This is a genomic window from Sporosarcina cascadiensis, assembly GCF_009650995.1.
Taxonomy (GTDB): Bacteria; Bacillota; Bacilli; order Bacillales_A; family Planococcaceae; genus Sporosarcina; species Sporosarcina cascadiensis.
On record NZ_WHVV01000002.1, the window covers coordinates 288128 to 311393 of the forward strand.

Annotated in this window: 22 protein-coding genes; 19 read left to right on the forward strand and 3 right to left on the reverse strand. The window is 40.2% G+C overall.

From position 1 onward, the window contains the following. Positions 1 to 304 precede the first annotated feature (304 nt). The 17 genes from GDZ68_RS03650 to GDZ68_RS03730 all read left to right on the forward strand — a co-directional run bounded on the left by GDZ68_RS03650 (position 305) and on the right by GDZ68_RS03730 (position 15239). Positions 305 to 1144: a class II fructose-bisphosphate aldolase gene (locus tag GDZ68_RS03650; RefSeq protein ID WP_153720920.1), complete on the forward strand. Its 840-nt coding sequence runs from the start codon at positions 305 to 307 to the stop codon at positions 1142 to 1144. 17 nt (positions 1145 to 1161) lie between these two features. Then, entirely contained in the window at positions 1162 to 1860 is a 699-nt protein-coding gene (locus tag GDZ68_RS03655; RefSeq protein ID WP_228550993.1) for a triose-phosphate isomerase, read from the forward strand. Next, the gene (locus GDZ68_RS03660) at positions 1860 to 2369 is read left to right on the forward strand and encodes a YjbQ family protein (RefSeq protein ID WP_153720922.1); all 510 of its coding nucleotides are present in this window, start codon (positions 1860 to 1862) and stop codon (positions 2367 to 2369) included. Before GDZ68_RS03655 ends, GDZ68_RS03660 begins: the two co-directional genes overlap by 1 nt. A gap of 82 nt (positions 2370 to 2451) precedes the next feature. Next, on the forward strand, positions 2452 to 4440 hold the full coding sequence (locus tag GDZ68_RS03665; RefSeq protein WP_194841045.1) for a BglG family transcription antiterminator: 1989 nt from the start codon (positions 2452 to 2454) through the stop codon (positions 4438 to 4440). Positions 4441 to 4456: 16 nt separating this feature from the next. Next, a complete protein-coding gene (locus GDZ68_RS03670) occupies positions 4457 to 4924 on the forward strand; it encodes a PTS sugar transporter subunit IIA (RefSeq protein WP_194841046.1) in 468 nt (155 codons plus the stop codon). After that, positions 4921 to 5205: a PTS sugar transporter subunit IIB gene (locus tag GDZ68_RS03675; RefSeq protein WP_153720925.1), complete on the forward strand. Its 285-nt coding sequence runs from the start codon at positions 4921 to 4923 to the stop codon at positions 5203 to 5205. Before GDZ68_RS03670 ends, GDZ68_RS03675 begins: the two co-directional genes overlap by 4 nt. An 11-nt stretch (positions 5206 to 5216) precedes the next feature. Further along, positions 5217 to 6542, forward strand: coding sequence for a PTS galactitol transporter subunit IIC (locus GDZ68_RS03680; RefSeq protein ID WP_153720926.1), 1326 nt, complete (start codon positions 5217 to 5219; stop codon positions 6540 to 6542). A 21-nt stretch (positions 6543 to 6563) separates the two neighbouring features. Continuing rightward, the gene (gene rpe, locus GDZ68_RS03685) at positions 6564 to 7205 is read left to right on the forward strand and encodes a ribulose-phosphate 3-epimerase (protein ID WP_153720927.1); all 642 of its coding nucleotides are present in this window, start codon (positions 6564 to 6566) and stop codon (positions 7203 to 7205) included. 24 nt (positions 7206 to 7229) lie between these two features. Continuing rightward, positions 7230 to 8708 (forward strand): aldehyde dehydrogenase family protein, encoded by a 1479-nt coding sequence (locus GDZ68_RS03690; RefSeq protein ID WP_153720928.1) that lies wholly within the window; start codon positions 7230 to 7232, stop codon positions 8706 to 8708. Positions 8709 to 8741: 33 nt separating this feature from the next. After that, positions 8742 to 9014 (forward strand): HPr family phosphocarrier protein, encoded by a 273-nt coding sequence (locus tag GDZ68_RS03695; protein WP_153720929.1) that lies wholly within the window; start codon positions 8742 to 8744, stop codon positions 9012 to 9014. Further along, positions 9008 to 10729, forward strand: coding sequence for a phosphoenolpyruvate--protein phosphotransferase (ptsP, locus tag GDZ68_RS03700; RefSeq protein ID WP_153720930.1), 1722 nt, complete (start codon positions 9008 to 9010; stop codon positions 10727 to 10729). Before GDZ68_RS03695 ends, ptsP begins: the two co-directional genes overlap by 7 nt. Before the next feature lie 306 nt (positions 10730 to 11035). Further along, positions 11036 to 11248, forward strand: coding sequence for a hypothetical protein (locus GDZ68_RS18050; RefSeq protein WP_194841049.1), 213 nt, complete (start codon positions 11036 to 11038; stop codon positions 11246 to 11248). 141 nt (positions 11249 to 11389) lie between these two features. After that, positions 11390 to 11746 (forward strand): hypothetical protein, encoded by a 357-nt coding sequence (locus tag GDZ68_RS03710; RefSeq protein ID WP_408020115.1) that lies wholly within the window; start codon positions 11390 to 11392, stop codon positions 11744 to 11746. Positions 11747 to 12025: 279 nt separating this feature from the next. Continuing rightward, on the forward strand, positions 12026 to 13132 hold the full coding sequence (locus tag GDZ68_RS03715; RefSeq protein ID WP_153720933.1) for a DNA sulfur modification protein DndB: 1107 nt from the start codon (positions 12026 to 12028) through the stop codon (positions 13130 to 13132). Continuing rightward, entirely contained in the window at positions 13122 to 14165 is a 1044-nt protein-coding gene (locus GDZ68_RS03720; protein WP_153720934.1) for a DNA sulfur modification protein DndB, read from the forward strand. The genes GDZ68_RS03715 and GDZ68_RS03720 overlap by 11 nt, the downstream gene beginning before the upstream one ends. Before the next feature lie 156 nt (positions 14166 to 14321). After that, positions 14322 to 14873 carry a competence protein ComK gene (locus tag GDZ68_RS03725; protein WP_153720935.1) on the forward strand — a complete coding sequence of 184 codons (552 nt, stop codon included), beginning with the start codon at positions 14322 to 14324 and terminating at the stop codon, positions 14871 to 14873. A 69-nt stretch (positions 14874 to 14942) separates the two neighbouring features. Next, positions 14943 to 15239: a hypothetical protein gene (locus tag GDZ68_RS03730; protein ID WP_153720936.1), complete on the forward strand. Its 297-nt coding sequence runs from the start codon at positions 14943 to 14945 to the stop codon at positions 15237 to 15239. Positions 15240 to 15432: 193 nt separating this feature from the next. On the opposite strand, the gene GDZ68_RS03735 is transcribed toward GDZ68_RS03730, so the two are convergent. The 3 genes from GDZ68_RS03735 to GDZ68_RS03745 form a co-directional block, all read right to left on the reverse strand. Then, positions 15433 to 16290 (reverse strand): DMT family transporter, encoded by an 858-nt coding sequence (locus GDZ68_RS03735; protein ID WP_153720937.1) that lies wholly within the window; start codon positions 16288 to 16290, stop codon positions 15433 to 15435. A gap of 324 nt (positions 16291 to 16614) precedes the next feature. Then, positions 16615 to 17793 (reverse strand): hypothetical protein, encoded by a 1179-nt coding sequence (locus GDZ68_RS03740; protein ID WP_153720938.1) that lies wholly within the window; start codon positions 17791 to 17793, stop codon positions 16615 to 16617. A 45-nt stretch (positions 17794 to 17838) separates the two neighbouring features. Beyond that, positions 17839 to 19002, reverse strand: a complete 1164-nt coding sequence (locus GDZ68_RS03745) for an amidohydrolase (protein WP_153720939.1) — start codon at positions 19000 to 19002, stop codon at positions 17839 to 17841. Between the two features lie 1036 nt (positions 19003 to 20038). Here GDZ68_RS03745 and GDZ68_RS03750 point away from each other — a divergent pair. Continuing rightward, a complete protein-coding gene (locus GDZ68_RS03750) occupies positions 20039 to 22555 on the forward strand; it encodes a hypothetical protein (protein ID WP_153720940.1) in 2517 nt (838 codons plus the stop codon). Between the two features lie 22 nt (positions 22556 to 22577). Beyond that, positions 22578 to 23180, forward strand: a complete 603-nt coding sequence (locus GDZ68_RS03755) for an Ig-like domain-containing protein (protein ID WP_228551002.1) — start codon at positions 22578 to 22580, stop codon at positions 23178 to 23180. The last annotated feature ends 86 nt before the right edge of the window (positions 23181 to 23266 follow it).

A 23266-nucleotide genomic window follows, 5' to 3' on the forward strand; every position in this document is an offset into this window, starting at 1 on the left:
TTATTAGATGGAAATTTTGATTCTATATAATAAGTCAACATAATTTAATGAAATTAGTAGAATCAACGTTTCTGCTGCATTGTAGGAGATATAGTTTTTAAGTGTTAACTTTCTAATTGGAGCTCAAGTACGATCATTTATGATTGAAGAAGAGTTTTTTTCGATTGTGAAAACATATTGAATAGTAAGATCCATATTTCTTTTTTCACTATTATTGTTGCAATAAATTAAAATGATAAGAAAGCGCTTACATGTTATTGTTTGAATTGTGGGAACATATTATAAGTGAGGTGAACATGAAACTATGTTAGTTTCTTCAAAAGAATTATTTAAAATCGCTTTACAAAAACAGTTTGCCATTCCGGCTACAAATTTTGTGGATCAAAACACTTTACGTGCCTATTTAGCGGTTGCGGAAAAAAGACAATTACCTCTCATTGTTTCGTTTGCTCAAGCTCATGAAGAAGAAATGAAATTGGAGGAAGCCGCTTTATTTGGCAAGTATTATGCTGAGAAAGCGGAGGTTCCGATTGTTCTACATCTAGATCATGGCACAGATGTAGACTATGTAAAGCGAGCGGTCGATTTAGGCTTTACATCGGTGATGATCGATGCTTCTCAAGATTCATTAGATGATAATATCAGAAAAACACAAGAAATAATTGATTACGCCAGACCGTCAGGAGTTGCTGTGGAAGCTGAGATCGGTCACGTCGGTTCTGGTGAAAATTATGAAAACTTAGAGCAAAGTGAATCGTTATTTACAACTGTGGAAGATGCAAAGATATTTTATGAAAAAACACTAGTAGACTCATTGGCAATTTCAATAGGAACAGCCCATGGAAATTATGCCGGCACCCCACATATTAACTTTGAAAGACTGCGTGAAATCTCACAAGCTGTACCCGTACCTCTAGTATTGCATGGTGGATCATCGTCAGGAGATGAAAATCTCTGTCAATGTGCTCTAGGGAATATAGTGAAAATAAATATTTTTACCGATTTGATGAACTCTGCTGTGAAAGATGTGACGCTCGAGAGTAGTAATTATCTTGACGTCAGGAATTCATTACATTCAGGTATCGAGAAATGCCTGAACCATTACTTTACAGTATTCAATACAAAAAGCGTGCGTCTTTACTAATGAAAGGGGGGATGAGGGTGAGGATCAGGAAAGGAGACCCTTTTTTCGTTGTCAATCCGAAGAGTTTTTTATTCGGTGATAAATTGCTGAAGCTGGCGCATGCGGCGAATAAATTGGCGAGACAATACGAAGTCACTGTTTTATTTACAGGACCACAAACTGAGCTGGCAAATATCGTAGCAGAATGCCCTGACTTGATAGTCACCGCACAGCATATGGATAGTGTTGAACTTGGTGATGCCATGGGTTATGTGCTTGCAGATTCATTGTGTTATATAGGTGTAAAAGCTGTCGTGTTGAATCACGCAGACAACCCGTTAACTATAGGCGAAATTGAAAAAACTATCGTAAGGGCAAAAGATGCGGGGCTTCAGACAATAGTTTGTGCGGATACTGTAAAAGAAGCGCAGGCAATTGCAATGCTGGCGCCGGATGTAATATTGGCGGAACCGACTGAACTGATTGGCCAAAATCAGAAAAGTGATCGCATATACGTGGAAGCGACTATAGAAAAGATTAAGGAAGTAAACCCCAGTATACTTGTAGAACAGGGAGCAGGTATACGTACTGAAGCGGATGTTGCAGAGCTATTTAGACTTGGAGCTGACGGAGTTGGTGTTACGAGCGGTATTGTGAAGGCAGCCGACCCTGTAGATATGATGGAGAAGATGATACGTGCTGCAGCACAATATAAAGAAGTGAGGAGAGGGAAATAATGATCTACTCCGGAAAACTGCAATTGACCTCCCATGGAAACCGCGTAACCTATCATGAAATAACGGAACAGATTCGGGAAATTGTCGTCGAAAGTAAAGTTAAAGATGGAATATGTGTGGTAGCAAGCCCCCATACGACATGTTCGGTAATTTTTGAAGAACTCTCTTATGACCGGAACTACTATGGTGATGAGTATCTGCAAGTAGATTTGAATAATATCATGGAGAAATTAGCACCCAGATGTACAACTGAAGGCCAGTATTTTCATCCGGGTCCAAAACATATACAGGTCGGATTAGAAGAATTCAAGGGACGAATCAGTCCGGAAGCTTTTACGATGCTAAACACAGATGCACACTTGCGTAGCACACTTTTAGGAACCAGTGAAACCTTTATTATCGAAGAGGGAGCATTACAGATTGGCTTGGTTGGTTATATTTACTTTATAGATTGGGACCAGATCAGGCAGAGGAACCGAACATGTCATGTCAAAATAATAGGTGAATAAAGTGTATGCTGAATTTAGATTGCATTTTGGTGACTGAATAAGAATATATGGAATATCAAAATGAAACAAGGAAGTGTCAATATTGTTTGATATCTCAACCAGGCAAGCAAAATTGATTGATCTGCTGACAAAGAATGAGACCTATTTACCGGCTAAATATTTTGCGGATCAGCTGAACGTATCTAATCGGACGATTTTTAATGATCTGGAAAAATTGAAAGATGTGTTTAAAGAATGCAATTTGGTTATCGATAAGAAACCAAATCAAGGAATTAAGCTTATTGGTAACTTTGCGGCTTCTAAAAATCTCATACAGACTGTTGCAGAGCATTATAGAAACAACCAATCCAGTTTAAGTTCGCTGGATCGTCAGATGCTGATTGCTAAGTGGCTGCTTGTTAATAGTAAGGTTGTTACTTACAATTCTATGTCGATGGACTTATATACCAGTTCAAGTTCTTTAATAAAAGATATTGAAAATCTCCGCCATTTGTTTGGGGAAGATCTGAAAATAATTTCGAACAGCAAAGGAACGAAGGTATCCGGGAAGGAAATAGATATTCAAAAAGCAATCAAACGTTTGGCTTATCTGTTGATCAATAAAAAACAAGACAATTATTCCTTGTCATCTTATGCACATGCACTGGAAAGCCTGTTCGATAAAAAAGTTACGGAATCAGTTTATGATTCTGTAAAGAAAATCAGCTACTATCGAAACCGAAATATTCCTGAACAATATCTAAAATCATTTTTCATCTCGCTATTAATTTTGACAGAACGCTCTAACCGTGGATTTCACTTAACTAGTCTTCCTCACATCCATATTGACGGTGTGGAAGCAATAAGAAAACATCCTATGGCTGAAGTGATTTCCATGGATATAGAAAGTAAACTGGGCAGCAGATTTACAGAAATAGAACACCAATATATTAGCAATGAATTGTTCGCCCACCGGATGGAACCGTCACATAGCAATGAATGGGCAGAAGACTTTTATTCGTTGGATATCCGGGAAATGATAGCAGAAATCAGCCAGGCGATAGAGATAGATCTGAGCAATGATGAAAATTTGTTTCAATCGTTGATCAGCCATACGGTTCCAATGATTTACCGTCTGAAGTCGGATATTACTATTAATAACTCGTTGTTGAATGAAATAAAAACCAACTATGGTGTTCTGTTTCATATCATTCGCTATTCCATAGAAAAAATAGAGATGAAACATAATATTAAACTAACTGACGATGATATATCTTTTATTACACTACATTTTCAAGTGGCAATCGAAAGAAGGAAAAACATTTCCCAAGTATTGGTCGTTTGTCAGTCAGGTATTGTGACGTCTGAATTGATCATCCAGAGGATCGAGAATCTCTTGCCTGCGAATATAAAATTTAATTTAATTTCGGCTTCGCGACTGGTTCAAGAAGATCTATCAACTGTCGATTTTATCATTTCTTCAATTAGGTTGAATGAAATCAATCACCCGGTAGTCTATGTTTCTCCTCTGGTCAGCGATACGGACTTGAAAAATATATACGATTTTTATTTGAACTATTCCCCGCGGGAGAGAAAGAACGACGATCAAGTGCTGAATACAGATTTATTATCAACATTTGTCAATCCCAGATACATTTTTCTAAATGAAGCGAGTACAACAAAGGAAGAATGTTTAAATAAGATGATTGGGAAACTTGAGGAAGACCGCATGGTAAATTCAGCATTTAGAGAATCCATTTATGATCGTGATATTTTAGGGAACACCGTTGTTCAAGGGTGGGTAGCAGTCCCTCATGCCCTTTCGTCGAGTGTCAATGAGACCCAAATATCCATTATGACTACATCGAAGCCTGTTAAATGGAATCAGGAAGAGCATGTATCAGTCATACTTTTATTGGCAGTTGCTGAAAAAGACGTGAAAATCATCAGAAAACTGTTAAGCCATCTTTACAAAGTGATACTCGCATCAAATGATTATGAGCAAATTCCACCCATCAGTTCATTTACTGATCCCGATGAATTCATTGAGTTCCTTAGAAAAGGGAAGGAAGATTTTCAGTTTTCGTTATAGGAATGGAGGTACTACAGTGTACGTCGAAGAAAACTTAGTGTTTTTTAATAACAGCTTTGAAGATAAGAACGAACTTTTTGATTTTATGGCAGACGTGCTTGAAAAGGAAGGATACGTTACAGAAGAATTTAGAGAAGCCATAAAAATCCGGGAAGAAAATTATCCGACGGGCCTTAAATTGACAACTATGAATGTTGCAATTGTGCATACTGAAGCAATCTATTCCCAAACGGATAAGTTAGTCATATTGAAGCTTGGAAAACCGATAGTCTTCAATAATATCGAAACTCTGCAGCCGTTAGAAGTGGACTTCATCATTGGGCTGATTCTAAAGGATAGTGAAAAACATTTGCAGATTTTAAAGAATGTCAGTCAGTTGTTACAAAGTGAGGAGGCAATTGACTCGATAAAAAACACAGCCTCCCATGAAGAGTTATTAAAGATGATGATAAAATATTTTAATGAAAAGAGGAGTCTATTATGACTAAAAAAATTGTAATTGCATGCGGCGCCGGCCTTGCAACATCCACGATGATTCTGCAGAAAGTAGATGAATATTTAAAGGAACTAGGATTGAAATATACCATCACCCAGTCGCAGATCTATGAGCTGGATATGTATGACGGGGAAGCTGATCTGTTTATTACATCCATGAGGATTGACCAGTCTAAATATAAGACACCGATTCTATTGGGTATGCCTTTTTTAGTGGGAATGAATGAAGATACTTTAAAAGAGGAAATTAAACAGGTTCTTATGAAATAGGGGGAGATCATATGGGAGTTGTCGATTATTTCTTATCACTTGGATCTAGCGTTTTTGTTCCAATTGTTTTGATTGTCATCAGTTTGGTATTTGGACAGGGAATACTGAAGTCTATTAGAAGCGGGATAATGGTAGGCATCGGATTCATCGGGTTAGGATTGGCGATTTCATTGATTTCGGACAGCCTAGAACCCGCGGTCGGCCAGATTGTTGAAAGGTTCTCTTTTAATCTGACTGTCATTGATATCGGATCCGGAGCGGCGGCAGGAGTGGCTTTTTCAACTTTAGTGGGCGCGCTGATCATTCCTTCCGTTTTTATTCTCAACCTACTATTGTTGGTAGTTGGTTTCACTAAAACTATGAATATTGATATTTTTAACTACTCTCATTACGCATTTACCGGAGCAGTCGTCCACTTGGTGACGGGAAGTGTCGTGCTTGGGATTGGAGCCAGCCTGATTCAGGCTACCTGGTCTTTACTGTCAGCGGACTATTCTGCGAGGAAAGTTCAAAGGATGCTAGGTGTAGAAGGGATTTCAATACCTCAAGGATATGCCGCCAGTACGGTACCATTGTTTTCGTTGTTAGATAAGGTATATAACCGCATTCCTTTTTTACGAAATTCAAAACTTGATATTTCTTATTTGCAGGGGAAAATCGGGATGTTCGGCGATCCGGTGATTATCGGTACAGTGCTCGGGATCATTCTGGCACTTTTAGCTGATTATAATTTTGTGGAAGGTGCAAATCTTCTAATGAGTGTAGTGGCCATCATGGTGCTGTTTCCACGCATGGTAAAGATCATTGTAGAAGGTTTGCTGCCTATTTCTGAATCCGCCAAAGCATTCTTCAATAAACACTTTAATGGAAAAGAAGTCTTCATTGGCCTGGATTCAGCTATCACTCTTGGGTTACCGACAACACAGATTATCGGAACTATGTTAATACCAATTACGCTTATCCTTGCGGTTATATTGCCTGGTAACAGCGTATTGCCGCTTGGGGATCTTGCATTCGTCGCATTCTTTACATGTATGGCGACCATCATCCATAACGGGAATATATTAAAGACAATCATCAGTGGAGTAATTAATATGGTCATTGTTCTATATATTGCCACCTGGTTCGCGCCGTATTTTAGTAAGCTCGCTGCAAACAGTGGGGTTACAGCAATCAAAGGTCAATCGACCGCACTCTGGAATGGAAATATGTTTGATTATGTTATCGCACAAATTGGCAACTTTGGCTGGATTGGTTTGATTGTATTGATTATTCTCACCATCCCAGTAGGGCTTTACGTCAAAAAAGTTGGCAATAGACCTGAACCTGTGGAGTAAGCTAGGAAGTGAGTGAAGTGCATGATTGTCTCAGCCTCGATTTTAAGTGCTGATTTTCTGAACTTAGAAAGAGATATTCGTCTTTTGGAGGAAAAAGGCACAGAGTTCATCCATATTGATATCATGGACGGCCGTTTCGTTACAAACATCACATGGGGTCCGGCTACCGTGAAAGCTATCAGAAAAATAACGGAATTACCTATTGAAGTACATCTAATGATTGCTGAGCCGGAGCGGAGTATAAAAAACTATCTAGATTCAGAGGCGGATTTCTTTGTGATCCATCCGGAAAGTACTCAGTTTTTACGCAAAACGCTGCTTGAAATAAAAAATGCAGGCAAGAAAGCGGGAATTGCGCTAAAGCTTGAAACGCCAGTCGACACTATTAGACATTGTTTGGATGTAGTGGACCTTGTGCTTTTTGTAACTTGTGACGAGGGGTTTGGAGGGCAGTCTTTCCATCCCCTTTCTCTTGAAAAGATAGCTGAAGTTGCGAAATGGCGAAAAGAATATAAATTGAATTTCCAAATAGAAGTCGATGGCGGTATCAATAGTGAAACGGCAGCTCAGTGCAAGGCGGCAGGTGCTGACATTGCAGTTTCTGGATCATTCATTTTCAGGGATGACATTCAGGAAGCTATCGAGCGATTAAAGAGTGTTTGATTCTTTCGACAGGAGGAGAAACGCATGATGCAAGACTATCAACTATCCAAAAAGGTTTCTGAATTTTTGAGTGAACCTAAGAAATTATTCATCAATGGAGAATTTGTGAATTCTGTTTCCGGGAAAATATTCAGTACGTATAATCCGGCAAATGGAGAAGTGTTGGCGCAGGTTAGTGAAGCTAATGCTGAAGATATTGATCAGGCAGTACAAGCGGCAAAAGCTGCATTTGAGCACGGTCCATGGTCAACGATGAGCGGTGCTGAACGAGGAAAACTGATGTATCGGTTAGCAGAGTTAATTGAACAGCATACACAGGAGTTAGCAGAAATAGATTCTCTGGATAACGGCAAACCGATAGCGGACTTGCAGGGAAATGATATTCCTAACGCAATTGGCCAATTCGAATACTTTGCTGGTTGGACAACTAAAATTGTAGGACAAACCATTCCGGTTGCCGGTGAGTATTTTAATTATACGCGTCATGAACCGGTAGGCGTCGTGGGGCAAATTATCCCTTGGAATTTCCCTTTAATGATGGCTGCATGGAAAATAGCGCCGGCTTTGGCGACAGGCTGTACGGTCGTCTTAAAGCCTGCTGAACAAACACCGTTGTCTGCGCTGTATCTGGGAAAGTTGGCTGCCGAAGCAGGATTTCCGGAAGGGGTTATCAACGTGGTCCCCGGCTTCGGACATATAGCAGGAGATGCACTAGTTAAACATACAGATGTAAACAAAATAGCTTTTACAGGATCTACAGCAGTAGGGAAAAGCATAATGAAGGCAGCTGCTGACACAATGAAGCGGGTTACGTTGGAACTAGGCGGGAAATCGCCAAACATTATTTTGCCAGACGCAGATTTATCTTTAGCTATACCTGGTGTGTTTTCAGGAATTATGGCGAACCAAGGGGAAGTATGCAGTGCAGGTTCACGAGTGTATGTTCACCAAAGTCAATATGATCATGTCATAGCTGAATTGGTTTCCTATGCGAAAAAGGTGAAAATCGGCAGTGGTTTGGCCCGGGATACTGAGATGGGGCCGCTGGTTTCGAAAAAACAACAAAATCGCGTATTAGATTATATCAATAAAGGCAAATCTGAAGGAGCTATCTTGCTATGTGGAGGAACGGGTTCTGAAGAAGGATATTTTATACAGCCAACTGTCTTTGCAGATGTGAAGGAATCTATGACCATTGCTCAAGAAGAAATTTTTGGTCCTGTAGTTGTAGTCATGCCCTATGAAACTATAGACGAAATCATTGAACGTGCCAACCAATCTGAATTTGGCTTAGCGGCTGGAATTTGGACCGAAAACTTGAAAGAAGCTCATTATGTTGCAAATAAATTAAAGGCAGGTTCTGTCTGGGTTAATTGTTATAATGTAACGGATCCCGCTTCTCCGTTTGGAGGCTATAAAGAATCAGGCTTTGGACGTGAAATGGGTTCTTATGCATTGGATAATTATACAGAAGTAAAAAGTGTGTGGATTAATTTGGAATAGCACAGTACTTTAATTTGAAAAGGGTGAATTCATATGGAAGAATGTAAATTTATCATAACTGATCCTGCAGGAATTCACGCTCGTCCTGCGTCTATACTAGTACAGACTGCAAATCAATTTGTATCCAATATTGACATCGTATTCAGGGAACGAACTGCAAATTTAAAATCAATTATTGGGGTTATGGCGTTAGGGATACCTGTTCATGCAGTAATATCGATCCGTGCAACAGGCGCGGATGAGGAGTCAGCAATAAAAGCTTTCAGCGAAGCGATCAGTGAGCAAAAGTTGGGTGATAGATATTGAAAGTGGTAGAAGGTGTTCTGGCATCGAATGGAATTACAATTGCACGTGCTTATTGCTTAGAAAGCAGTTCATTTAAAATAAGTAAAAAGCAAATAAATGAGCATAGCGAAGAAATATCACGTTTCCAGGATGCAATTAAACAAGCGAAGTTAGAAATTGATCAAATAAAAGAACGGACTGAAATGCGACTGGGTACTGAAAAAGCAAGCATTTTTTCTGCACAGTTGCTGATTCTTGAAGATCCAGAATTCATTGGGGAAGTTACTGATAAAATAAAATCGGAAAATGTTAACGCCGAATATGCGGCAAATGTAATTGCTGATAAGCTAGTTTCACTATTTGAAGCTATAGAAAATGACTATATGAGAGAGCGCGCAACTGACATACGTGATGTGACGGACCGTCTGATTGCAATTCTATTACACGTTGAGCTGCCCAATTTGGACTTGATCACGGATGAAGTAATTATCGTAGCGGAGGATTTGACTCCGTCGGTTACAGCGCAACTAGATAAACAATATATTAAGGGGTTTGTAACTAATATTGGAGGAAGAACCTCCCATACTGCAATCATGGCCAGGTCAATGGGGATTCCTGCGGTAGTGGGAACAAAGAATATAATGGAAAAGGTGAAAAATAACGACTTACTCATCGTGGATGGGGAAGAAGGGTATGTCATCATAAACCCCACTGAAGAAAAAATAAAAGAGTATCATGAAAAGAAAAAGCAGTTTGAATTGAAAAGTGAGGAACTCAAAAAGCTGATTAACACGAAAACGGTGACAGCTGATGGACATAGCATCGAACTTTCTGCTAATATCGGCACTCCTGAAGAAGTTCAGAATGTCCTAGAACATGGAGCGGAAGGCATCGGATTATACCGTACAGAATTTTTGTATATGAATCGTGACCAGTTACCGAATGAAGAAGAGCAGTTTGCGGCATATAAGCGAGTGTTGGAAGAAATGAAGAATAAACCTGTAGTGATTAGGACTTTAGATATCGGCGGTGATAAGGAACTTCCGTATCTACATTTCCCAAAAGAAATGAACCCGTTTTTAGGTATGCGGGCAATCCGGTATTGTTTAGAAAATAAAACTGTATTCCGTACACAACTTCGGGCGTTATTGCGGGCGAGCAAATTTGGTAATCTTAAGATCATGTTTCCTATGATAGCCACCTTAGAAGAGTTGCGTGAAGCAAAACAGTTGCTGCAAGATGAAAGAGACGTCCTGCTGGCCGAAGGGGTATTACTTGCCGAATCCATTAAAATTGGAATGATGATTGAGACCCCGGCTTCCGTAGCAATGGCCGACCATTTTGCAAAAGAAGTCGACTTTTTTTCCATCGGAACCAATGATTTAATCCAATATACAATGGCTGCAGATAGAATGAACGAAAATATATCCTATCTTTATCAGCCGTTCAATCCAGCCATCTTGCGATCGATATCCAGGGTAATTGAGGCAGCCCATAACGAAGGTATACGGGTAGGTATGTGCGGAGAAATGGCAGGAGATAATTTAGCAATCCCAGTCTTACTCGCGTTAGGATTGGATGAATTTAGTATGAGTCCATCCTCTATTTTACCAGCACGTTTACAACTAACAAAATTGTCAAGAGAAATGACAAACCTGAAAAAAGAGCTTTTGCATTTACAAACAGCAGCTGACGTACATGACTATTTAAAAGACCATAAATTACTCAGTTGCTAAATGCCTTTTTGAGGTAAGCTTTAAACTTCCTGCTCGAAGATATTCTCAGTATAAGTCTTTAAATGATGGCTATCTAGAGTCTAACACTGTGAAATTAAAATTAACGGTTTGAATAGCAAAATGGTTTTATTGCCAGAAAGCATATTATAGAAAATTATTACGATACTTTTAATGTGAGGTTCAATGGTTTACAAACAAGTCACCATTCATAAAAAACGAGTCGAGAATTAGAGTTTTCTGGTCGAGAAATCGGTCATCTCTGCAGGGCTTTTTTCGTGAGTCTTAGCACATTGCTGATTGTTAGAGATGGGATGGTCAACGGGAGTCGCCGGAAAGACGACTTCAAAAGGGATTTCACTAGACGGACGTGTCATTATTAAAAACCATATAAAAACGAAGTATATCTGGCGGCCAGTGTTGATCCGCTGCCTCATACGTTTTATGTGGGTGCTGGGGAGTAATGAAACAATCACGACTGCCTCCTTTTTCGGACATCATCGGTATTTTAATGATTTGTGAGTCGGACTTACTTGTTACTCGTCCGGCAATTTACTATTATTTTAAAAGCAAAGATCAAATTAGCTTGGCAATAATTGAAGAAATCATCAGTAAAACTGAAAACTATTTAGCGAAATTATTCGTTTACAAGAACCAGCCCAGATTAAATTTGAGAATATTATAGAGAAACATACTTTATTAATTTTAGAGAACCAAATAAAAGTAGGAATATTTTTTGAGGAACAAAAATCATTGCCTGCTGAAATTACTCGAAAAACCCAGGAAGCTATTGATTTATACTACGAAACGGTTACGGTGTGGTTTAAAGAAGGGGTGGAGAATCAGTACTTCATCGATGTTCATCCTAGCATCGCTGTCCAAACCATCCTTGGAAGTTGTAACTGGGCTTATAAATGGTACTCACCAGAAGGACCTATTCAAAAAAATGAACTCGCAAAAATAATGTCTCGCATCCTTTGTGATGGGTATAAAGAAAAGGGATATCAATTCAGTCGTTAGGAGGGTGGTTACTTCTTTTATTAATGATAATCTTGCTATAATCACTACCAGTGCTGGTAAGTTTATTGTAGCCATCCTACTCTCAGAAGTTCTCTGACCCGCGCGGTTAGAGAACTTTTTTATGTCTTTTACCACCAATTAATAAATTTGTAAAGAGCGGGCTAAAAAACGTTCTTAAAAAAATAATGTTATCAGTCAAGTTGGAATAATCAAAATAAGGATGGACTTGTAAATTTTCTTGTTATATACTGATTCAAATGGCAGGGGGAGGGAATATTCATGTCGGGTAATATGATGACCACTACGATGGGTGGGACAGGCTATAAACAGTTCGGCAAGGAGGTTCTATGTACTCAGGTGCGATTCTCTATGCTGGAGGCCATATTTGAGGTGGACAATGAAGTACAGCGTCAGCTTGATCCGCGAAAGCGCCGGGAAATCCGAGATTTCATTTTAGTGAGCTTGGAGCGCGGAGAGCCTTTTTATTTCTCACCATTTATTTATTCGAGCAGGCGGAATATAGATGAAACAGATGCAGGATTTACGTTGAAACCGGGTGCGAGGATATTCGTACTGGATGGACAGCATAGGTCTTCTGCATTATCATCTGCGCTCGGCACGTTGAAAGCGATGAAAGAAGCAGCGGAGGAATTGGGTGATGAAGTTAAAGCACAAGAAGCGCAGCGGCAGATTCAGCAGCTGAATGCCTATCCTGTTTCGATGCAAATTTACTTAGACTTGACTCAGCAGGAGGAGCGGCAGTTGTTTACGGATTGCAATACGGAACGGCGGGAGGCACATGCCGGCTTGCAGCTGCGTTATGACCAGCGCGATCAGTATACCGAATTGACACGCAATGTGGCAGACCGTCTGAAAGAGCAGCTGGACATTGAATTTCTGACATCGCGTGTGACGGAAAAAAGTACGACGATTACTTCATTGATTACGATGCGAAAATGTTTGATTGCCTTATTCGAAGGTGTGCTGACAGTGAAGACGGGAGATCCTTACTACCGAAATTGTAAACAGAAAGATGTGCCTGCCATTGCAGAAGCTTTCTTTGCTTCCTGGCCGTCAGTCTTTCCGAAAAATATGGCAGATCGGAAGCGCTATGCGAGCGGGGCAACAGGTGTGCAGATGGCATTGGCCTACACGGTGTTCACGCTGACACGTGAGCGGTCCATCTCCCATAAGGAAGCGATCCGGCTGCTGAAGGTCCTGAAAAGGCACTGCAGCTGGCGGCATGACGATCCGCTGTTCAGCCATATGTACGATAAGCAATCCGGTCGGGTCCGAAATCATTCGAATACTACGGCGGTAAAACGGACGATGATGAAGTTCTTGAAAGTCATTCACGAAGAAGGGAAGACGCTACATGATCATTGAACAGGTATTTGAGAAAAAACAGTCGATGGTCATCTATACGGCAAATGAATTAGCGGAGATGCTCGACGAGGGGCGCTTAGTGCTGAGAGAAGTGAACACTGGACAAGTGCGGGAGATCAGGCGGTATATACTGGATAATATATTGGAAGAGCAGATTTACATGCCGCCGATCATTGCCATGCTGCCTGAAGGGAGTTTGGATGAAGGGAAACCAAAGAAGCTGACAATCATCGATGGTACGCAAAGAATGCAAGCGCTTACGCGACTGCGTTCGGCGATTACCAGGATGACTGGCAGCGACGACATGACGGAGCAGAAAAAAGGATTCGGCTTGTTCTACATGCTCGATCAGGTGCAGGTGGCGGTACAGGTGTTTGAAGGGCTGTCGCAAAAGGAAGCGGATCAGCTGTACATCGATTTGAATACGAAGGGGAAGAAAGTATCGTTGTCCAAGCGGATTTCATTCGACTCACGAGATGAGGTCAGCCAGACGACGAACAAAGTGCTGGAGAACCATGAGCAGTTGAAGGTGGCTGGCGTAGAGATGGAAAAAACAGCAGTTGTCCGGCCGAGGAATAAAAATCTGCTGTCGCTGTCACAGCTGCGGCGCATCGTGGCATTATTCATTACCGGCAAGCTGACGGACAGGCAAATAGCCATGTCGGCGGAAGATCAGCTGCAGTCGGAGCAGCATATAGAATTGATTAGCACATGGTTCGATGAGCTGTTCACTCTGTATCCAGCCAAGACTATCGGTAATTTTGAAGAGTCTATGCTTGCCAGTTTCCCTTTGCTGTCGGCGCTTGCTCAATATGCGTATGAAGGGCTGGAGCATGAACGGTTTGAAGTGAAAAAGGAGACAGTCGAGCGCCGGATGAGGGGGCTTGCGCATGTGGACTGGGCGAGGAATCAGGAGATCTGGCGTACGTTTGATGGTTCGGTTAGAGGGAAGGATCGATATTATTATTTGAGAAGCAATAAAAAAACGAATGATGCGCTGGTGGGCTGGCTGCGCAGTGAAGGAGGTGAGTAGTGGGTGAGGAAAGTTGGAAACAAGAAATCCCCGAGTGTATAGCGTCAGGGCAGACACCACTCGGGGACAACCGGCCGGCGTATTACCGACCTAGTGTTAGTATACCCTTTTTTGCCGGATTGGAAAAGTGTCAGCAGAAAAAAGGGGGAGAAAGCAATGGAGAGATTACGACATGCAATCATTACACAGGGAACGTACATGATTTGTCCGCAGTATGATGAGGAAGGAAAGCTGGGATCGATGGTATTGCAAAACGGAGATTTCATATATGCCGATATCAGTCCGACAGATTTGGTTGATTACAGTATTCGCTGCTATGGCTCTAGCCTTCGCGGCGCAGTGGACGGAACGCGGACGATTTTTGGTGAAGACATCTTCATGCCACCGGTCATTGTCAGTGAAAAACTTGGCCTGTACTGGTTTCCGAGCAAATCATCATCAAGTCCGAAGTGTATTTGGTTTTCAGCAGGTGATATTGACCGTTTCAAAACTATCGACAAAGAGCATATTCAAGTCTTTTTTATAGACGGAAGCGACATGACCGTAAACTGCAGCGCCTACTCCTTCGAAAGCAAATATCTTCGCGCCTGCAGGCTGAAAGGCCGGATGGAAGCTAGAACAAATGTGATGGTGGTCCATGAAAAGCAAAGTTCTTATTCGATTCGAATGGACAGCAGCAAGAGGAATTTTGAGGTGGAGAAGCAATGAAGTGATATTTTAGTATCAGGTGAGTGATGTAGGGAATGATTATGTCGGCAGAGAGAAAAGTTAATCTTATTGGATATGATTACATTTGCAAAAGAACGGCTTAAATTGGCTGTTGGCGAAGGGATTATGACATTGTCCGGAGCTACGGATTTTTATGATTCTGAAAGTCAGATAGAAGAACGGGAAATGGGCAGGGAGATGTATGAATACTTGATGCAGTTATCGTTTGAAGACGTGAAGTTCGTACAGACCGTGATGTATATGGGCAGGGATGAAACGCTGGAAGATGGGGGTGACGCGGTAAGTTTGTATAACGAAGTGTATTCGTCGTTGAGTTGGATGCGCAAGATGTGGAAGCGGAGATGATTGTTGAGAAGATGCCGCTGGATGAGTATTTGAGCAGGGGCTAGAGTTGATGACTGTTCCATCTTGAGCGGCTATAGAATATGAAAAACTCTGCAGGATTATGCAGAGCTTTTTGATTGTGAAAGATACCAGACGCGCACACAATTAAAAGACAATTCGGTTTACTCAATTGTATGGGCACCTGGTACCTGTTTCATGACAAAGCAGGCTTCTTATTCTGTAAAAACATATAAAACGAAGCACCGAAAATAATGAGATAGCCCAAAATGCTATAAAGATCAGGTACCTGGCCAAGGAAAGAGAGGCCGAGCAGAGCGGTGAACACGACCGTGAAATAGTTGAATACAGAAATGTCCTTGGCGGGCGCAAACTTGTACGCGAGTGTGATGCCGAACTGGCCGATGGTCGCGAACACTCCGCCGAGCAGCAAATACACCGTCTGCTGCAGCGTCATTGGCTCATAGTTGTAGATGACGAACGGCAGAAGCACAACTGTCGTGAATCCCGAAAAGTAGAAGACAACCGTATAAAATTGCTCCCGGTCGCCCAGTGCACGAAGCGCAGTGTAGGCGGCGCCGGCAAAGACGGCAGACAATATTCCCGCTGCATAGGGCACGATGCCAAGCGAGAATGAAGGCTTGATAATAAACAGCGTACCGAGAAACGCGGCGATGATGCTGTAGATTTGGTACGGTTTCACAAATTCCTTCAAGAAGATGGCAGCAAAGATAATGGTGAAGAAGGGGCTCATTTTATTAAGCATGTCCGCATCTGCAATGACGAGATGATCGATTGCATAAAACAGCAGGATGATTCCGATCATGCCGAGTGTCGACCGCAGAAGCAGAAGCGGCTGGTTTTCCCGCTTGCCAAAGAAACGTTCTTTGAAATGAAGTACGAAAAAGAAGGATATAATCATCGACACTCCGTTCCGGAATATCGTTTTTTGCAGCGTCGGCACGTCACCTGATAATTTGACAAACAGCGTCATGATAGAGAAGCCGAAAGCAGAGAGTAAAATGAGTAAAATTCCTTTATTTTGATCAGTCATAGTTGTCACCTGTCCTTATTGTGTCCGGTATGTATGATAGCATGAAGTGAAGAGCTTTAGCACCTTCTAACACAACGTTAAAAGAAACTTTTCGAACGGACACTTACTATCAGGAAGGTGCCTGTGCGCGACACAAATCGGACACTATTCAGAATTGTATGCAGAGTGAAATTGTGTGTGTACCTGGTACCTAACACTTTAGCATAAATAAAGAACTCTGCATGGATTTGCAGAGTTCTTTGATTGCTTTCTATAAAGGTGTTTTCGAAAGGGGGCCGAGTCACATCTATTCAGGAATAACCCTCTGCAAACCAAGCCCATCTATCACAGCGTTTTAATCAGTATACTGGCTATCACTACAGACCCGAATGTAACGGTGGTAAACCCGCCAACCAGCATCGGTGTCAGTATCTCATCAAATATCTTCTGTTCCTCTTCTTTATTTCTGCCTACGCTTCGACTTACTTCTTCACACACAATATAATCTCCCGGGAAACCGAAAGTGGCGGTTAATGCGACGGGAATTCCTTTTAACGGATCCCATTTAAATAATTTCGAACCTAAGAATCCGCCTAATACGATGCCCGCTACACCCAATAGAAGAATTGCAAGTACTTGAGGCAAGTAGTTTAAGAACATACTGAACGTGATATCGTTCATCATGACGATAATTAAAAACAGGATGCCGGCCATACCCACTGTAAACGCGTTTGCACGTTCCATCACACGATCTGGATAGAAGCCGATGACACGGCCTGTTACCCCAATAATCAGAGACCAGATACTGTAGGGGATAATGGTATACTTTCCAAGGATCACTGCTAATGCACCGCCTATAAAAAGTAAAAACAATAGAATCAAGTTGCTCCTATACTTTTCCGGCAGAAAGAATTTATCTTTTTCTTCTATTTTTTCGCCTTTTTCGTTTTCATTGCATTCTGAAACGTAAGTTCCTGCATCCATTCCTGACCGGATTTTCAAAGCATACTTTCGTAATAAATTAGTTGCCAAAGGAATACCGACTAAAGATTGCAGTGCCATGATTAGTACGGGAATGGTCACCAGAGAAACGAGCCCTAATTCTTTCAGACCTTCTGAAGTTACAAGGAGAGCAATAATTCCCCCTGTTAATGGTCCGATTCCAGCCACGGCCACTTCATAATCGAATAGCAAAGTGATGAGTGTAAGAATGAACACAGAGGCCAACAGGATTCCTAATAATGCGATGACTACTGCTTTCCATTGGATTTTAATACTTCTCATAGGAATTAACGTTCCCATATGTACGATAATGGGGGCGGTCCCTAATACGGTTCCTACTGCCACAAAACCAGAGTCTTCTATCAAACTTTTCGGTAATACACCTGTCCAGACTAATACGAGATAGCCCATTAAGGAAATGAATAACATAGGCACTCTTGCTTTAGTGGCTATTGAGATGGCTTCGCCGACCGCAATTAACCCTAAAATAACCATTGCTGCAACGACTGGTTCTTGAAACATAGGCAAACTTCCTTCCGCTGTCTTTACGACAAATTGTGGATATCATTACAAGAGTTTAAAAGGTGCTTTTGCTAATATCCTTAATCCATTTTCCAGTGACTTCTCATCAATTGAAAACTTCGGGTGGTGATGAGGGAAATTTCGATCTTTCTCATGTTCTTGTGTAAATGCGGCTCCTATCCCGATAAAACAGCCGGGCACCTCGTTTGAGAACGCGGAGAAATCTTCTCCACCCATCATCGGAGGAGTTTCTAAAATATAATCACTTCCAAGTTCCTCTGTAATTAACTCTTCTATTTCTGCGGTGACTTGATGGTTGTTGTTAACAGATCCATAACCAAAAACGTAATCATATACATAGGTGGCATTATGCGCCTCCGTAATGCCCTTCACGATCTGTCCAATCCGCTGTGAAACTTCCTCTCGTACTTCCTGATTAAACGACCGAACCCCTCCGCCGATTTTAATAGTATCGGGAATAATGTTTTTAGCCGTTCCACCATGGAATTCTGTTATGGATACGACGACTTTATCTGCAGGATTTATATTTCTGGCTACGATTTGCTGTATGTTACTGACAACTTGTGCTCCGATAGCAATGGGATCAATCGTCTCGTGCGGCTCAGATGAATGTCCGCCTTTACCTATAATTTCAATATCAAATACGTCTGAATTAGCTGTAAATGGCCCATAAGCAATAGCGATTTTTCCTTCTGGAATCATGGAAAACACATGCAGTCCAATTACCTTATCTACCCCTTCCATTACGCCCGCTTCAACCATTTCCTTTGCTCCGCCAGGAAATAATTCTTCTGCGTGCTGAAATATAAACCGCACCTCTCCCGTCAGCTGTTTTTGAGAGAGCAGTTTTGCTGCGCCCAATAGCATGGCGGTATGGGCATCGTGACCGCATGCGTGCATCACTCCAGGATTTTTTGAGGCGTATGGAAGTTCAGTTTCTTCATGAATTGGGAGTGCATCCATATCAGCCCGCATCGCAAGTACCTGACCTGCTTCACTTCCAACCAACCGTCCCATAACGCTCGTTTTCGTCGGCCGCGTCACTTCTATATTGCCGAATGAAGTCAACGTATCATATACGAATTGTGACGTATTCACTTCCTCATAAGACAACTCAGGAAACTGATGAAAATGTCTTCTCCACTCAATTACATCTTCTAACACTGCTTCGAAATTATGTTCTGCCATCCCTCTTCCTCCTCTAAAGTTGTGTTTAATAGAAAAATAACAGTCTGAGCAAAGTGATTTCCTCCTATCTGGGAAATAGCATATGTGGAGGTAATATTGGAAAGCGCTTACAATGGACGCCGATGCTTTCACTCTTTTAATATCTCCAACACACTAAGACTGTTATACATAGATACTTTGCAATACTCATGCCAAGTGCCTTTATTTATTGAAGCTATATACAGTAAAGAAGAGTGAGAAGCCTGGTACGTCAAGTTTTGTAAAGATTTATTAGTTAAAATATTCAGATCAATCTGGAAGAACTTTTTTAAAAAAAGAGTATAAACGTGAGATGAAAGTGCAGATATTATTTGCGGGTAAGCGTGGAATGAATAAAAGTTATAAAGAATACGAAGTAGGTATCTTGTATTTTAATATGCAGAAAATATTGGCGTGCAAAACGAAAAAATCATTCTTTAGTTAAAAAGACGTAATAGATGTTAAATGCTGTATGTGCATGCAATCCCATAGTCAATAATAGAAGGACATGCGATGATGTATTGCAACAGCTGCTTACTAGTGAGAATGAAGAGATAGGATTGCGGGCTGTAGAGGCTATTATAAAAATTTTGTAAGGGATAGAGAAAAGTAAAGTACTATAATAAAATCAGGTTTTATGATTATTAAGTTTCTTTCTTAGATATCTTTAAGCCACTGAGTTACCGGTTTTATGTTTTATTAGATAAAACCTCTTTATTTCGTCGTGATTGATGAAAATTATTTTTTATATCAATAAATAAACCATAAGTCCTTTATTTGAAATTATTTATAAGTATAGTAGTTCTATGAGTTCAGGGAAAAGGGCTTAAGTCACCTAGAAATTTGTCTACTAGGGTGATATAGTTAAAAATATGGAAAACATTCTGGATAAGTTGGTTAAACGTGGAATACCCTCAGAAGTAAAGCTTGATAGGACTTGTTTAAGTTGAGTATCCTGTCTTATTTAAATCTGTGTTGTTTACTGATTATTTAGATACAATTGGAGGGAGTTTTAAAAGTGAGAATTAAAATTAGAAGTGAAAAGGCGTTGTATTCGATAGTCGTAAGGTTGATGGCTTTTGTATTATTGTTTTCAATTATCGTACCGTCAATTGCAGTAGCAGATGTGGCGATACCCGAGCTTACGATAACGCCGGAAATAAAAGAGGTTGATTTGAAAAGTAGTTCTGGGAATACAGCAATAGAACTGACTCTGACAGGTGCTGAATGGGTTGCAGATGAAGATCTAACACCTGAAAAAAAGTTCTTATTGATTGATAGTTTAAAGGTTACTGAACAAAATGACCAGTGGGGTCTTATAAAGAAGGAGTTAATGAAAAATATTGACGGTTATATTGCGAGAGGTGAAGATACTACCTCAGATATTGGGGTAAAAAATTCTAAAGTTATTATTACAATTCCGACTGTAGAAAAACTATCTTTAACGCAAGATTTAATTATATCTGTGAACGTACCTTATCAACTACTACTAGATACAGTAAATGTGCCTAACAGAACATTTACGATACAGGCACAGCCGAAGGTTTTGCTATCAGGAACAGCGATTCCAGAAATTTCGCAAACTGATTTTAATAAAGGAGGTAAGACGATAGTTCTTACACTCTTGAATACTACATGGATAAGTAATATTGCTTCAAATACGGTAAAGCGCAATAAATTATTAAGTGCTTTTGAGTTGGATGATGCGATTGAAAATGAAGTTAAAGCTAGAGCAGATGTTCAATTAACAAATAATGAAACAACAATATTAATTACACTACCTGCAATTTCTAATAAGTTCTCCGGTGAAATAGTGTTTGATAGTAGTAAGTTAGTAGACCCTAAATTATTAAAGGATATAACAGAATTCGAGAAAAAGACTGAATTGATTAAAGTAACACCTGTTACTGATCAGACTTTCGTAGTTTCGGGTACATCTACTAATAAAATTAATACGCTAGATATTATTAAAGGTGGAAAAACTGTGATTATTACTTTGAAGAACGATATTTGGAAGCAAGATATCGTGAGTGAAAACATACTGTTGAGTTCAGAAAGAAAAATCAAGTTAACTACTGCCGGAGATAAGGAAATTGGTTATTCTATTCAAAGGGTAAATGATACAACAGCTATCTTAACATTGGAACCAGAGGTGCAATTTCCAACGGAAACAAACGAGAATGTGAAAATCACGATCCCGAATGAATTGCTCAGTATTCGCACAGGTGAAAAGGATCTTATCAAAGAAAATGCATTCTCTATAAACGCTGTTACTGCAACTATGACAGGTACGGGAACTTCTTTAGATTCAATAGATATAAAAAAAGGTGGGAAAACACTGATTTTTACATTGGATCATGCGGAATTTAAAGCAGACTTAAAAATTGATGATGTTAAGCGAATATTTACTTGTGGTGATAGCACACTGCATAACCCTTTCTGTGATATCTCAAGTGAAAACTTTACAGTTGCTAAGAATAAGCTATCAATTAAATTACCTGCATTTCCTCTATATCCATCATCTGCGGCACCGGATATTAATATAGCAATTAATTCTAAAGTTTTGAGTGGGTACGAAGAAGCTGAAGATAAAACAGGTGATTTTATTTTTAATAGCAGTATAAAAATGGGCGAAACTGCTTCAGCTAAATTTTCTGATGAATCACTATCGTTAAAAGCCAATGATCTTCAAAGTAAAACGTTTGCGATTGTAATAGAATTAGAAAATACTAAGTGGGATAAAACAATTCAAACAAATTCTTCTAAAAGGTCTGCATTAGTACGAGGTTTTTCACCTGATAATCAAACAAAAGAGTGGGGACGCATTAGTTCAGCTCTTATAAAGGAGGGGGATTTTAAAGTAAGTGAATCTGATGATAAAATACTTACTATTACTTTAAATGGTGGTGTTCCTGACTACTCAATTTTACAGAAGCAAATAGTAAATCTCTCTGTATCTAAAAGTGTCCTAGAGAACTATAAGTATGATATAAAACTTAAAAATTCAATCACTATAAGTGCTCCTTCATTAGAAGGGACTACAGAACAGTTCTCCAAGATACTGGGGGACGGTTTAGCAATTTATATTGAGAAAAACGGTCTGAATACTATTGGAGTAAAAGTTCCAGAGAAAATATTACAAACAGTCTCAACATATGTAACAGAATTTAAGGATCAATCTATAGCGACGATTGAAGCTACAACCTCTAACTCAACTGATATAGTTACGGCTACTCTACTTACCGGCGATGTTTCGGTAACTAAACCAGCTACAATTATTAACAATCGGTTTACAGTTGTGTTCGATAACGTGCAAAAAGATAGCACGATTAGAATAGATGTTAAAAGTAGTAGTGGCCGAACGGAAACAGTATTTAAAAAACTGGCGAAAGGTAATAAAAAATACGTCGAGGTTCCTAAGACGCCATTAGATGGAGTCTATTCCTTGCATTCGGTATTAACGGAAAAGTCATTACTGACAAATATTTTGAAATATTATACATTGGAAGATTTGAAAATAGGTAAAACTCAGTAAGGGAGTGAGAACTTTGAAGCTAGTGAAAAAAATCGTACTTTCTGTAGTGTTAATATCTGCACTTGTCATTTCGTTTTCTCCTGAAACGTCTGCGAAGAGCTTCCCGTCACAAATGGTTGAAAATCTCAATAAGTCGTGGAAAATCAAGTTTAGTCAGCCAGTGCATTCAGAGTCACTTGATGCGAGCCAGATTTATATCTTAGATGGAACAAGAAAAATCCCAACTACTCTCCAAAGACTAGACGGAGGATATACAGTTGAAGTTAAACCGTTGCAGCCGTATCAACCGGGGAAAACCTATCACTTAGAAGTATTGCCCACCATTAAATCTGAGAGTGGAAAATTCCTGAGTTCTAAAACATCAATGCCTTTTGAAATAGCTGATCCATCTGCAGCAATTCAATCCATTAAGCATGTGGCGGGAGAAGGGCTTTACAATTTCAAAATTAAAGCTAGAAGTGATGTTTACAATGTGAAAATCAATGATGTAGACCTTCATTTGACTGGATGGAATGAGTTCTCACATACTTTTCTTAATTTAAAGGCAGGTTCAACGGTCTCGATTCGTGCATATAGCAGCACCAATCAGATTTTGGAAACTAAGTCGTACACTATTGCTCAATAAGTAGATTACAACTATCTACACAAGTTGAATTAATACCCCTAACTGAGTATCTTCAAGTTGGGGGTTTTTGGTGCGCCCAGCATGGA

Coding starts and splice junctions, on each gene's coding strand:
- GDZ68_RS03735 (WP_153720937.1), bottom strand. CDS start 16,290: ATGACTGATCAAAATAAAGGAATTTTACTCATTTTACTCTCTGCTTTC.
- GDZ68_RS03650 (WP_153720920.1), top strand. CDS start 305: ATGTTAGTTTCTTCAAAAGAATTATTTAAAATCGCTTTACAAAAACAG.
- GDZ68_RS03745 (WP_153720939.1), bottom strand. CDS start 19,002: ATGGCAGAACATAATTTCGAAGCAGTGTTAGAAGATGTAATTGAGTGG.
- GDZ68_RS03715 (WP_153720933.1), top strand. CDS start 12,026: ATGTCGGGTAATATGATGACCACTACGATGGGTGGGACAGGCTATAAA.
- GDZ68_RS03660 (WP_153720922.1), top strand. CDS start 1,860: ATGATCTACTCCGGAAAACTGCAATTGACCTCCCATGGAAACCGCGTA.
- GDZ68_RS18050 (WP_194841049.1), top strand. CDS start 11,036: ATGGGATGGTCAACGGGAGTCGCCGGAAAGACGACTTCAAAAGGGATT.
- GDZ68_RS03725 (WP_153720935.1), top strand. CDS start 14,322: ATGGAGAGATTACGACATGCAATCATTACACAGGGAACGTACATGATT.
- GDZ68_RS03690 (WP_153720928.1), top strand. CDS start 7,230: ATGATGCAAGACTATCAACTATCCAAAAAGGTTTCTGAATTTTTGAGT.
- GDZ68_RS03740 (WP_153720938.1), bottom strand. CDS start 17,793: ATGTTTCAAGAACCAGTCGTTGCAGCAATGGTTATTTTAGGGTTAATT.
- GDZ68_RS03720 (WP_153720934.1), top strand. CDS start 13,122: ATGATCATTGAACAGGTATTTGAGAAAAAACAGTCGATGGTCATCTAT.
- GDZ68_RS03680 (WP_153720926.1), top strand. CDS start 5,217: ATGGGAGTTGTCGATTATTTCTTATCACTTGGATCTAGCGTTTTTGTT.
- GDZ68_RS03675 (WP_153720925.1), top strand. CDS start 4,921: ATGACTAAAAAAATTGTAATTGCATGCGGCGCCGGCCTTGCAACATCC.
- rpe (WP_153720927.1), top strand. CDS start 6,564: ATGATTGTCTCAGCCTCGATTTTAAGTGCTGATTTTCTGAACTTAGAA.
- GDZ68_RS03695 (WP_153720929.1), top strand. CDS start 8,742: ATGGAAGAATGTAAATTTATCATAACTGATCCTGCAGGAATTCACGCT.